Source organism: Acutalibacter sp. JLR.KK004 (genome assembly GCF_036941085.1).
GTDB lineage: Bacteria > Bacillota > Clostridia > Oscillospirales > Acutalibacteraceae > Acutalibacter.
In genome coordinates this window covers 1,438,809-1,450,262 of the sequence record NZ_JAYMNQ010000001.1, presented here as the reverse complement: position 1 = coordinate 1,450,262, position 11,454 = coordinate 1,438,809, and the positions used below count along the sequence as shown (strand labels likewise).

Annotated in this window: 11 protein-coding genes; 10 read left to right on the top strand and 1 reads right to left on the bottom strand. The window is 55.5% G+C overall.

All coding sequences use genetic code 11. The features are described 5' to 3' along the window. Window positions 1-47: 47 nt before the first annotated feature. The 6 genes from VSQ30_RS07995 to VSQ30_RS07970 all read left to right on the top strand — a co-directional run bounded on the left by VSQ30_RS07995 (window position 48) and on the right by VSQ30_RS07970 (window position 3,523). Window positions 48-539 carry a TspO/MBR family protein gene (locus VSQ30_RS07995; RefSeq protein WP_334463234.1) on the top strand — a complete coding sequence of 164 codons (492 nt, stop codon included), beginning with the start codon at window positions 48-50 and terminating at the stop codon, window positions 537-539. Between the two features lie 399 nt (window positions 540-938). Then, a complete protein-coding gene (gene rpsF, locus VSQ30_RS07990; protein ID WP_334463232.1) occupies window positions 939-1,346 on the top strand; it encodes a 30S ribosomal protein S6 in 408 nt (135 codons plus the stop codon). A gap of 33 nt (window positions 1,347-1,379) precedes the next feature. Continuing rightward, window positions 1,380-1,841, top strand: a complete 462-nt coding sequence (locus VSQ30_RS07985) for a single-stranded DNA-binding protein (RefSeq protein WP_334463231.1) — start codon at window positions 1,380-1,382, stop codon at window positions 1,839-1,841. A 61-nt stretch (window positions 1,842-1,902) separates the two neighbouring features. Then, the gene (rpsR, locus tag VSQ30_RS07980; RefSeq protein ID WP_160641416.1) at window positions 1,903-2,151 is read left to right on the top strand and encodes a 30S ribosomal protein S18; all 249 of its coding nucleotides are present in this window, start codon (window positions 1,903-1,905) and stop codon (window positions 2,149-2,151) included. Between the two features lie 67 nt (window positions 2,152-2,218). After that, a complete protein-coding gene (locus VSQ30_RS07975; RefSeq protein ID WP_334463230.1) occupies window positions 2,219-3,031 on the top strand; it encodes an amidohydrolase family protein in 813 nt (270 codons plus the stop codon). 99 nt (window positions 3,032-3,130) lie between these two features. Further along, a complete protein-coding gene (locus VSQ30_RS07970) occupies window positions 3,131-3,523 on the top strand; it encodes a hypothetical protein (protein ID WP_334463229.1) in 393 nt (130 codons plus the stop codon). 412 nt (window positions 3,524-3,935) lie between these two features. Here VSQ30_RS07970 and VSQ30_RS07965 read toward each other — a convergent pair whose 3' ends face one another. After that, window positions 3,936-5,720: a glycoside hydrolase family 2 protein gene (locus tag VSQ30_RS07965; RefSeq protein WP_334463228.1), complete on the bottom strand. Its 1,785-nt coding sequence runs from the start codon at window positions 5,718-5,720 to the stop codon at window positions 3,936-3,938. A gap of 295 nt (window positions 5,721-6,015) precedes the next feature. Here VSQ30_RS07965 and VSQ30_RS07960 point away from each other — a divergent pair, with 295 nt between their 5' ends. The 4 genes from VSQ30_RS07960 (at window position 6,016) to VSQ30_RS07945 (ending at window position 11,377) form a co-directional block, all read left to right on the top strand. Further along, window positions 6,016-6,495 carry a hypothetical protein gene (locus tag VSQ30_RS07960; RefSeq protein WP_334463226.1) on the top strand — a complete coding sequence of 160 codons (480 nt, stop codon included), beginning with the start codon at window positions 6,016-6,018 and terminating at the stop codon, window positions 6,493-6,495. 18 nt (window positions 6,496-6,513) lie between these two features. Then, on the top strand, window positions 6,514-7,782 hold the full coding sequence (locus tag VSQ30_RS07955; protein WP_160641421.1) for a replication-associated recombination protein A: 1,269 nt from the start codon (window positions 6,514-6,516) through the stop codon (window positions 7,780-7,782). Between the two features lie 100 nt (window positions 7,783-7,882). After that, window positions 7,883-8,554 (top strand): flavin reductase, encoded by a 672-nt coding sequence (locus VSQ30_RS07950; protein ID WP_160641422.1) that lies wholly within the window; start codon window positions 7,883-7,885, stop codon window positions 8,552-8,554. A gap of 246 nt (window positions 8,555-8,800) precedes the next feature. After that, complete coding sequence (locus VSQ30_RS07945; protein ID WP_334464826.1) at window positions 8,801-11,377, top strand: S-layer homology domain-containing protein; 2,577 nt, start codon at window positions 8,801-8,803, stop codon at window positions 11,375-11,377. Window positions 11,378-11,454: the final 77 nt, after the last annotated feature.

The window sequence follows — 11,454 nt, the reverse complement described above, 5'->3', positions numbered from 1 at the left end:
CACTATAGGGGAATCCCTGTATTTTTCCTGGAAAGGCAGGATGCCTCATGTCAAAACGCATAAACCATACCCCTATCCAGTGGAAGCCCTTATTCATAAGCCTTTTCATTCCCCTGGCTGTGGGGGGCCTGTCCGCCTGGCTTACCCATGACGCCATGGACGCATATAAAAACCTGAGGCAGCCGCCTCTGGCCCCGCCGGGCTGGGTGTTCCCGGCTGTATGGAGTGTCCTTTACGCGCTGATGGGCATTGCCGCCTATCTGGTGTGGGTGCGGGACAGCACCGGGCGCACCGGCGCCCTTTTCTGGTATGGCCTGCAGCTTGCCTGCAATTTCCTCTGGACGCTTATCTTCTTTAACATGGGGCAGTATGCCCTGGCTTTTTTCTGGCTCCTTGGCCTGTGGATACTCATTTTCATAACCACAGTGCGTTTCTTCCGGGAAACCAGCGCCGCCGGCTGGCTGCTGCTCCCCTATCTGTTGTGGACTGCCTTCGCGGCTTACCTGAACCTGGGGGTATGGTTTTTAGGGCTTGCTTAAAAAATCGCAAACGCCGTCTTTTTGTTCAAGATACACGCTTTCTTTGTTGGAAATCCTCGAAAGGCGATAGCCTTTCTTGCGGTTTCCGCCTTGAAACCGCTGCATTTTGATTCAAAAATCCGTCACTTGCTCTATTTTCAAACAAGCCCTGAACCACTGAACCCCAGGCCGCGCCTCTCCTGCTCACCGGGCGGAGAGGCGCTTTTTTGCTGCCATAAGGCGGAAAATGCAAAAGAAACCTGGAAAAAGCCGGGATTTTCGGCAGACAGGCCCTTGCATTGCGGAAAAGAACATGGTATAATAGCAAAGTTGTTTGAGACAAAGTTTCAAACTTCCTTGCTCCGCGACAATACATCATAAGAGCGCGGGGCCAACAGACCAAAAGGAGGTGCAATACAAATGGCAGAAGGAAAGAACCTGTATGAGACGGTTATCGTCACTTCCGCAAAGCTTGGGGAAGAAGGCAGCGCCGCGCTGGTAGAGCGGTTCAAGGCTCTCATCGCGGAGCACGGTACTGTGCAGAGTGTTGACGACTGGGGGAAGCGGCGGTTTGCCTATCCCATCCAGAAGCAGACCGAGGGCTATTACACGCTTATCAACTTTGAGAGCAGCCCTGCGTTTACCGCTGAGCTGGACAGGCGGTACCAGATTACAGACGGCATCATGCGCACCATTATTGTCAAGCGCGATCCCCGTCATGTGAACGCCCAGAAGCCTCAGAAGGCCCACAAGGCTGAAGAATCCAACATTGATGTGGAAGCCATCGCAGCCGAAGCTGTGGAGGCCCCCGCAGAGAGCGCCCAGTAAGGCGCTTGTTTTGGGAAAGCGAGTTCTGAAATTATGCTGAATGTTGCCGTAATCATGGGGCGGCTGGTAGCCGACCCTGAGTTGAGACATACCGCAAATGATATTGCCGTTACCAGCTTCCGCGTGGCGGTTGACCGCAGCTATGCCCGTCAGGGCACAGAGCGCCAGACTGATTTTATTGATGTGGTTGCCTGGCGCCAGACTGCGGAATTTGTCTGCCGCTATTTTACAAAGGGGCAGATGATAGCCGTAAACGGCTCTATCCAGACCCGCAATTACGAGGACAGGCAGGGCAACAAGCGCACCGCTGTGGAGATTGTGGCAAGCGACGTGAGCTTTACCGGTTCCAAGCGGGAAAGCGGCGGCGCAGGCGCTTTTGACGGCCCTCCCCCGCCCCAGCAGCCGCCGGCCCTTTCAGAGCCGGCCCCCGCTTATTCCAGCGGGAGCAGCGAATCCTTTGAGGAGATGTTTGGCGACGACGATCTCCCTTTCTAAAAGGCAAGCGCTGTTTTGCAACGATTCTGTATCAAGATACTGTAAAGGAGGCTTTTTGGCTATGGCAGATAGACCTGAAAGAGAAGTGCGCCGTGGACGCAAGGGGCGCAAAAAGGTATGCAGCTTTTGCGTAGACCGGGCTGAATTCATCGACTATAAAGATGTGGCCAAGCTGCGCCGCTTCATTTCCGAGCGCGGGAAGATCCTTCCCCGCCGTGTTACCGGCACCTGCGCCCGCCACCAGCGGGCACTTACGGTGGCAATTAAGCGTGCGCGCCATCTGGCTCTGCTCCCCTACACCAGCGACTGATAAATACGTTTTGGAGAGGCCTTCCGCCAGCAGGCGGTGGGCCTTTCTTTGACTTGGAGGCACGCGTATGAAATTTTTTGATTCCCATGTCCATTTTTTTCCGGACAAGCTGGCAGGCAAAGCCCTGCCCCAGCTCTCCCGCACCTGCGGGTGCCCCTATTACAGCGACGGCACCAGGGCGGGCACCCTGGCAAAAATGGAGGCCTGGCAGGAGGAAAATTCCTTTGCCGGCGCCATGGCCCTGCACATTGCCACCAGCCCCCGCCAGCAGGCTGCTGTGAACAATTTCGCGGCACAGAGCCAGCAGGGAAAGCTGTTCTGCTTTGGCAGCGTGTTCCCCACCGCGCCAGACGCTTTAGAGGAAATGGAACACATAAAGGCGCTGGGGCTGCATGGCGTAAAGCTTCACCCGGACTACCAGGCGTTTTTCATAGAGGATCCCTGTGCCCTGCCCCTCTATGCCCAGGCGGAAAAGCTGGGCCTTCCTGTGGCCTTCCACACAGGGCGGGATCCCTATTCCCCCTATCTTGTCCACTGCCACCCTGCCGCTGTGGCGCGTGTTGCCCGCCGTTTCCCGGGGCTGACCATTATCGCGGCCCACATGGGCGGCATGGAGCAGCCGGAGGACGCCGCCAAATACCTTTGCGGGCAGGAGAACGTGTATTTTGACACAGCCTTTGCCTCCCGCTTCCTTACGCCGGAGCAGTTTACAAAGCTTGTGCGCCTCCATGGCCCGGAACGCGTGCTGTTCGCCACAGACTGCCCCTGGAGCACTGTGCCTGAGGAGCTTGCCCTGCTGGGGGCGGCAGAGTTGACGGAGGAGGAGCGGGAAAATATCGCCTGGAAAAACGCCGCCAGATTATTCCATCTGGATATTTGACTTTTTCCCGGAAAGCAGGTACAATATAAACATGGTAATGAGACATGGGAAGCCACTGGAGCGCTTCCTTCACTTGCTTAATAAAAAGGAAATCTGCCTATGAAAAAACTGCTTTTTAGCTTATGCCTTTTCTCCCTGCTTCTTCTGCTTTCCGGCTGCGAGTCCGCCTCCCGCCTGAACCTTTCCCAAGGCTATGGCAACGGGCTGAAGCTGGTACACCTGAGCGCCGGCTCTGGTGAAACCTACCAGCGCATTACAGACTTCCAGGCAGCGCTGGAGAATTCCACCCCCTTGGAAAAGGATCCCGCCCTGTTCGCCTATTACCCGGACTTCCTGCTGGAAATTCAAACCCCAGGCACCCAAGAACCGCTGCAGGCGGTGGTGGATATCAACGGGGATTTTGTGGACTTCTACTATGTAGGCCAGGAGGATACCCTGTACCGGGCGCAGGCCAGCGCGGAGGAATTTTTGGCCCTTGTCCACGGGGACTAGAGCCTGTTTGAAAATAGAGGAAATGACGAATTTTTGACGCAAAAATGGCTGATTATGGGCAAAAAGACAAGGCTTTCAATTTTTTAAACATGCCTTAACCCCAAGCTGCACGCGAAAACCTGCCGGAATGCTTTCAAAACCTGCATATAAAACCAGGCGCACCCCTTTTATGGCGGAGCGCCTGGTTTTTTGTCCTTTTGTTAGTTATATGTTATTTTCCGGAAGTGTCTAAAGCGAAGAGTTAATTAAAAGAAATTTATTAATTTTAAGAAATTGGTTTTAGGATCAACCCCTTTTTTAAAAGGGGTTGCAGGGTGTGGGACGGAGTCCCGCAGTTTTGCGTTGCAGATATAAAACGCGCTGTCTGGACACTCCCCTGTTTTCCAGCCTGCCGGGCATGGCGGTGCTGCCTTTACTTCTTCTCGATTGCCGCCGGGGCCGCAAAGCCTTCCCGTATCACCCGATAGACCGCCTCCGAGAACTTGGGCTTGCGGTCATAGGTGTACAGGCCGTTTTGCTCCTGCTCCACATCGGTGAGCTGGGTGTAGCAATAGGCGCACATTTTGGGATCGTCCAACAGGGCCTTGGTGAGGGCCGCAATGCGCTTGCCTGCTTCCTCCTCTGTAAGGGGCCTTGCGCCGTATCCCCAGCCGGTCAGGCCGCCTTCGCCGTTTTCCATGCGCACCCGCTGGGTGGCGGCCTCCTCCGCGTTCCACCAGGTGCCGCCGTATTCGCTGACAAAATAGGGCTGGCCCCCATACCGCTGGCGCTGGGGATAGTTCTCATATGGCTCCGGGTTTTCCGCATAGCGCTTGTAGAACACTTCCGGATCCTGCTCGTAATCATGTACGTCATAGATGTCTGTGACAACATGGAAGTTGCCGCTGGTGTCAATGACGGGCCGGGTGGGATCGGCGGCCTTGGTGGCATAATAGATGCCGGAAAGCACCCGGTCGTCCTGAGGGCGGCCGTTAAAGTCCCAGGTTTCATTGAAAGGGCACCAGCCGATGAGGGCGGGATGGTTAAAGTCCCGCTTCACTTCCTCCAGCCACTGGGGCAGTACTGTACACAGGGCGTCAGCCTCCGATATGTTCAGGCCCCAGTTGGGGAATTCGCCCCACACCAGGTAGCCCATACGGTCGGCCCAGTAAAGGAACCGATCCTCGAAAACCTTTTCGTGAAGCCTGGCCCCGTTGAAGCCCATTTCCATGGAGAGCCGGATGTCCTGCCGCAGGGCCTCGTCTGAGGGGGCTGTGTAAATGCCGTCGGGGTAGAAGCCCTGATCCAGCACCAGCCGCTGGAACACGGGCCTGCCGTTGATTTGGATGGCCCCGTCCCGCAGCTCGATTTTCCTTAGGCCGAAATAGGAGGACACCTTGTCCGCCGCCTTCCCTTCCCCGCTTTCCAGGGTGAGGGCCAGATCGTAAAGCCTGGGGGAACCCGGCTCCCACAAGGCTGTTTCGGACAGGGGCAGGGTGAAAGCGGTGCAGGAGCCTGTGCAGGCGGCGGCAGCCTCCCCTGCCTCCCTGCCTTCCAGGGAAGCGGCAGCCCGCAGCTTCATGCCGGAAGCGGGAACATTGGTGAAAGCCCGCAGGTGGACGCAGGCGTTGTCCGGATCGGGAACGGCCTCCAGGGAGGCAAGGTATACCTTCGGTACAAACTCCAGCCAGACCGTCTGCCAAATGCCTGTGGTGCGGGTGTAGAAGCAGCCAAAGGAAGCAAACTGATGGCTCTGTTTGCCAGAGGGCTGCTTGCCGGTGCGCAGATGGTCGGAAGCGTATACGGTGACAGCATTTTCCCCAGCATGGACTGCCTCTGTGATGTCCACTGTAAAGGAGGTATAGCCTCCATCATGGGAGCCTGCGGCCTGTCCGTTTACAAACACCTCGCAGTGGTAATCCACTGCGCCAAAGTGGAGGAGCACCCGGCCCTCCAGTTCCTGTTCCGTCAGGGCAACCTCCCGGCGGTACCACACCGCGTCTACAAAATCTGTGGCGCCAAGGCCGGAAAGGCTGCTTTCCGGGCAGAAGGGCACTGTAATGGAAAGGGGCAGGCTGTCTTTCTCAGCCCAGCCCTGGGCCTTTTTAGAATCGCTGTAATCGAAATCAAACTGCCAGGCGCCGTTTAAGCTGCGCCAGCTTTCCCGGTAAAACTGGGGCCGGGGGTGTTCGGGACGGGGGATGGAAATGGGGTCCATAGGGAGCCTCCTTATATGGGGTTATTTGAAGCGGCTGTGCCGCCTGTCCAGAAGAAGCTGTCCGCTTCTTCTAAACTGCGATAACTATAGCATACAGCCCTCCAAAAAGCAACATCAAACCGCATTCTTTTTTATGATTATTTCTGAAAAAGCAGAGGGCCGGCCTTGCCACCTGTTCCTTTCAGAGACGGCAGGAAAAAATGCGATATTTTCGACCGAATGTTTTGCAATTCCTGTCAACATATGGTATACTAAAAAGAAAAAGCAACAACAGCTTATAGAAATGGAGAGGAATATGCGGCTTTTTAAACGCATCGCTATCGGGGTTGCCTGTGTGCCGGTATTCCTTTTCACCTTGTTTGCGGCATATGAGCTTATAGGCATGGTGGTAAACCATATTGCCACCAGCATGCAGACCAGCCGACTGGAAAAGACGCTGGAGAAGGAGCTGCCTGCTGTGGAAATCCTTGGCTCCTGTTCTGAAACAGGGAACACCAGCGGCACAGGCAACCATGTGGATATGCTGTCTGTCGTGCTGTTTCGGACAGAGCTGGAGAGGGACGGGATAACCCGCAGGCTGGAACCCTTCTTCCGCTTTACAGACGGCTGGAGCTGTTGGATTGCCGATGCAGGCGTTATAAAAAGGGAACATAAAAAGGATCGGTACGCGCTCTCCTTTTTTGATAAGCTGGACGCCCCGGCAGAGCTTACCAACTGCTATATCCTTTATTTAAATGAAAGCGCGCCCTTTCCGGATAATATAGAGGGACATTAGGTGGGAGGGAGATAGGAAATGGGCCAGCCCCTTGCAGACAGGATACGGCCCGCCGCCCTTAGCGAGGTGGTGGGGCAAAAGCATATTTTAGGTCCCGACAAGGCCCTGCGGCGGATTATCGAATCCGGGCAGGTGCCCAACATGGTTTTTTACGGGCCTTCCGGCGTGGGCAAAACCACAGTGGCCTCCATTATCGCCAAAAATACGGACAGGCACTTGGTAAAGCTTAACGGCACCACAGCCTCCACTGCGGATATCAAGGAGGCTGTGCAGAGCACAGGCACTTTTGAAGGGATAAACGGGGTGCTGCTGTATCTGGACGAAATCCAATACTTTAACAAAAAGCAGCAGCAAACCTTGCTGGAGTGCATAGAAAACGGAAGCGTAACGCTGATTGCTTCCACCACAGAGAATCCTTATTTTTATGTATATAACGCCATTTTAAGCCGCTCTACTGTGTTTGAGTTCAAGCCTGTGGAGCGGGAGGAGGTGGAAAAGGCGGTGCAGCGGGCCTTCTCCATTTTGGCTGATGATCTGGGCCAGGAATTGGAGCTGGAAGAAGGGGTGTGCAGGCACATTTCCTTTGCCTGCGGAGGCGACGTGCGCAAGGCCATGAACGCTGCGGAACTGTGTGTGCTGGCCTGCGGCGGGGACGGCGGGCCTGTCCGGGTGACCCTGGAAAGCGCCCGGGAGCTTACCCAGAAAAGCGCTCTGCGGTATGACCGGGCCGGGGACGAGCATTACGACATCCTTTCTGCCTTCCAGAAATCCATGCGCGGCTCTGACCCGGACGCGGCCCTGCACTATCTGGCCCGGCTGCTGGAGGCCGGGGACATGCCCTCTGTGTGCAGGCGGCTGATGGTATGCGCCTGCGAGGATGTGGGCCTGGCCTGGCCCCAGATTATCCCTATTGTCAAGGCCTGTGTGGACGCGGCCATGATGGTGGGAATGCCGGAAGCTGCCCTCCCCCTTTCCGACGGGGTGGTGCTGGTAAGCACAGCCCCCAAGTCAAATTCCGCCCACGACGCTTATGCAGCCGCCCTGGCAGATGTAAAGGCAGGGAACACAGGGGCCATCCCCCGGCACCTGCAGAACAAGCATTATGACAGCGCCGAAGTGGCCCGCAAAGGGCAGTTTTACCAGTATCCCCACAACGCGCCCCACCACTGGCTTCCCCAGCAGTATCTGCCGGACGCTCTTCTGGGGGCGAAATATTATGAATATGGAGACAACAAGAACGAGCAGGGCTTTAAAGCCTATTGGGACAGGATAAAGGGAGGAAGCTAAAGCTCCCAGGCAGCCATGCATAAGAAAAGCCGCCAGGCTGTATTATATTGTAGAGCGCCATCTGAATAGTACATGATTTGGGGAAACGGAGGTACACATTATGAAACCCCTGGTATTAGAAAATCTTTCTTACGGGCTGTATGCCATTGGCGTACAGGACGGCACACGTACAAACGCCTGCATTGTCAGTTCCTTGATGCAGATTACAAAGGCTACGCCTTCTGCCGCGCCCCTGGTGGCCTTAAGCCTGCACCAGGACAGCTTTAGCTGCCAGTGCGTGGAGGCGACAGGCATCTTCAGCATTTCTGTGCTCAGCCGGGAAACCCCTGCCGCCGTAATCGGGGCGCTGGGCTATCTTTCCGGCCGGGGGACGGATAAGCTGGAGAACATCCGCCACCGGGTGCTCCATGAAGGGGTGCCGGTTATCAAGGAAAACACCTGCTGCTGGTTTTTGTGCCGCGTGAAGGATATGCTGCCCGCTGGGAACCAGAAGCTGTTCGTGGCGGAAATTATTGCCGGCAGCGATGAGGCCGAGGGCGTCCCCATGACTTATGACTACTATATCAAGGAGCTGGGCGGGGCCGCTCCCAAAAAGGCCCCTGGCTATCTGCCTCCGGCCCAGGGCCACGATCGCAAAAGCGGGGAAAGCTTTGTCTGCTCCGTATGCGGCTATGTGTACAGCGATCCCAATTTTGGCTTTGAGGAGCTGCCGCCAGACTGGATCTGCCCCATTTGCAGCATGCCCAAAAAGGCCTTTGTGCGCAAAAAATAGGGATTCCTGCTGCGTGTTCCCCTGTCCTGCGGATGGGGGAACGCTTCTTTTTTCCTGCTGATTTGTTCTGAAATGGCAGAAAAACCGGGCAAAAGTGGGGATAAAGCCGCTTTTTTTGTGAATTTCCGTGGAAAATCTTACAATTTCCCGTCAAGAAGATTGCATTTTTGTAATCTTTCGTATATAATATATGTATCATGCCATTTTGAAACAAGGCATTACATATGGAGGTATACAGTGAAACAGATGATAAAGAGAACGGGAAAGCGGGCTTTGCTCCTGCTGCTGGCAGCGCTTATGCTGACGGCAGGGCTGCCGGTTCTGGCGGCAGAGGATTTATCCTCCCAGGTTTCCGCCATCACCTCCCAGTTGGAAGATCTGGAGGGAACTTCCTCCAGCCCTGAAGAGGAACCGCCGGAAAGCCAGCCGGAGGAATCTCCCCTCCCCTCCAAGCCTGAGGGCAGCGAGCCTGCGGGCGGGGAGGATGATCCAGGAGAGGAAGAAGAGCCTGACGAGGAAAACCCGGAAGAAAAAGCGCCGCTGGACGCCTCTTCCCTGCTGGTGACAGGCGGGCACAATACATATCTTTCCGGCTATGAAGGGGCGCTTTTCAAGCCCGACAACAATATGAGCCGAGGCGAGGTGGCTTATATGTTTTATAACCTTCTGGCCGCAAAGCCCCCTGTCTCCCAGTCCCAGTTTTCCGACGTGCCCTTTTCCAGTTGGTGGGGCCCTGCTATCAACACAGTGGCAGCGGCCGGGGTTTTCCAGGGCAAGGGCGGGAATATTTTTGATCCCACTGCCCCTATCAGCCGCGCTGAATACGTCACAGCCCTCTCCAATTGTTTTGCGCTGGAGTCTGGCGCCGTAAATTTCCCTGACGTGGAAGGCCACTGGGCTTATCCCTACATCGCTTCCGCTGTGGCAAAGGGCTGGATAACCGGCTTTGAGGACGGCACCTTTGGCCCGGACAAGCCTATCACCCGCTGCCAGGCAGTGAAAATCATGAACTCTGCCCTGGAGCGCCGGGACGAAGATTTCGCCAAAGACCGGGCACAGCAGAAATTCTATGACGTGCCCTCTTCCCACTGGGCCTATCTGGAGATTGCCGAGGCCGCCAAGCCTGTGGACTCCATGGTAGATCCCCCTCCTGATGATCGTCCCTTTAAAAAAGGCGACACAGTGAAGGTGACTGCCGATATCGGGTTGAATGTGCGGGATAAGCCCAGCGGCGCCGTTATCACCACTGTGGCCCAGGGTACTCTGCTTACCATTGTGGATACCGCCTCCTGGCCCTGGGTGCAGATCCGTATGAGCAACAGCCGGGTGGGGTATGTCCATTCCGATTATATCGAACTTGCCAATGGCAGCGGCGGGGATCTGCCTGTTACAGGGGATGGGGCGAAAATTTCTACCGGCAGGGTTTCCCTGCACCAATACCAGACCTTCCGGCTGGATGCCTCCGTTACAAAGGGCATGGACGCTATGGTGTGGAGCAGCAGCGATCCCAGCGTGGCAGAGGTGGGCTATACTGTCCCTTACAACAAAACAGAACATGGGGCCATGATATACGGCAAAAAGCCCGGCAGCGCCACGCTCACCTTCTCAGACAGGGCCGGAACCACGAAAGTGTCCTGCGCTGTTACGGTTACTGCCCCGGAATCTGTCCGGTATGCCTATAATGACGCAAACACAGTAACCACCAATACGCCCTGCAACCTGGTGGCTGTAACGGACACCAGCCGCAGTGCTGTGCGGTTTGAGATTGTAAAAGGCCCTGCCCAAGGAACGTATAATGTTTCCGAATATGAAACCCAAACACGCAAGTCCAGCTATGGCCTGCCGGACAATACGGTTCGCGTTTTCAAAAAGAATATGTCCTTCAGCATGGCAGGCTCCTATACCCTCCGGGCCTATTCCCAGGACAGCAGCGGCGCTTTCTCGACAGATTACAAGGAGTTTAACCTGCTTGTCACCGCCGCCGCCTCCACCACCGTTACAAACGAAACCCGCCTGCCAAGCCGCGCAATCCTGGATCAGATTAAAAGCTTTGAGGGGAACGTGTGGGAGATTGAGGATGACATGGCGAACCGGAAGCATCCCACTGTGGGCCATGGGTATGTCGTGAACCTGCACAAAACCTTTTATAACACCCTGACGGAAGCAGAGGCTTATGCCCTGCTGGTCGAGCAGGTAAACAGCAACTATGGCTCTACGGTCAATAATTTCCGCACAAAATATGGCGTGCGCATGAGCCAGGCCCAGTATGACGCCCTGGTAAGCTTTGTGTACAACTGCGGGGGCAATACCTTGAACCCCAGCAGCTATTATACCCCCGCTGTCATCCTGAACGCTGTGGTGCCCCCCAGCGATTTGGGGATGAAAACCTATTCGGGCAAATTGAACGTAGGCAATGGCCTTCTCTTCTCCTCTGCGGATATTACCAGCTCCCGGCTGGCTACTGTGCCTGGAGGCAGCACCGTAACGGTGCGGGAATATAAACGCTTCTCCAGCAGCACCAAGCAGGAAGTGTGGTATAAGGTGACCTATGGCTCCACCACAGGCTGGATGCCTGCCGGCTATGTGAACCTGAACCTTTCCAATCCCATCCACGACCTGAACTATGTGGATTCCACGGTGCTGGCCTATAACTTCCTTCAGTGGCACACTTCCAACGGCACCCATTATGTGGGGCTGCTGCGCCGCAGGCTGGCGGAATGCAAGATATTCTTCTTCGGCAACTATGAGGAAGCAAACTCAAGCCATCCGAATTACAAGAAAAATACTTACGGCTTTGTGTTCCCCACCTGCTGTACCTCATAATCTATAAAAAAGAAGCTCCCTGGCCAACAAGCCAGGGAGCTTTTTTAGAAGGAAAGCCGCTCCCATGCCTTTTAAGG

Bases quoted from the DNA above. Each gene is read 5' to 3' on its own strand.
- VSQ30_RS07995 (WP_334463234.1), top strand. From the start codon at position 48: ATGTCAAAACGCATAAACCATACCCCTATCCAGTGGAAGCCCTTATTC.
- rpsF (WP_334463232.1), top strand. From the start codon at position 939: ATGGCAGAAGGAAAGAACCTGTATGAGACGGTTATCGTCACTTCCGCA.
- VSQ30_RS07985 (WP_334463231.1), top strand. From the start codon at position 1,380: ATGCTGAATGTTGCCGTAATCATGGGGCGGCTGGTAGCCGACCCTGAG.
- rpsR (WP_160641416.1), top strand. From the start codon at position 1,903: ATGGCAGATAGACCTGAAAGAGAAGTGCGCCGTGGACGCAAGGGGCGC.
- VSQ30_RS07975 (WP_334463230.1), top strand. From the start codon at position 2,219: ATGAAATTTTTTGATTCCCATGTCCATTTTTTTCCGGACAAGCTGGCA.
- VSQ30_RS07970 (WP_334463229.1), top strand. From the start codon at position 3,131: ATGAAAAAACTGCTTTTTAGCTTATGCCTTTTCTCCCTGCTTCTTCTG.
- VSQ30_RS07965 (WP_334463228.1), bottom strand. From the start codon at position 5,720: ATGGACCCCATTTCCATCCCCCGTCCCGAACACCCCCGGCCCCAGTTT.
- VSQ30_RS07960 (WP_334463226.1), top strand. From the start codon at position 6,016: ATGCGGCTTTTTAAACGCATCGCTATCGGGGTTGCCTGTGTGCCGGTA.
- VSQ30_RS07955 (WP_160641421.1), top strand. From the start codon at position 6,514: ATGGGCCAGCCCCTTGCAGACAGGATACGGCCCGCCGCCCTTAGCGAG.
- VSQ30_RS07950 (WP_160641422.1), top strand. From the start codon at position 7,883: ATGAAACCCCTGGTATTAGAAAATCTTTCTTACGGGCTGTATGCCATT.
- VSQ30_RS07945 (WP_334464826.1), top strand. From the start codon at position 8,801: ATGATAAAGAGAACGGGAAAGCGGGCTTTGCTCCTGCTGCTGGCAGCG.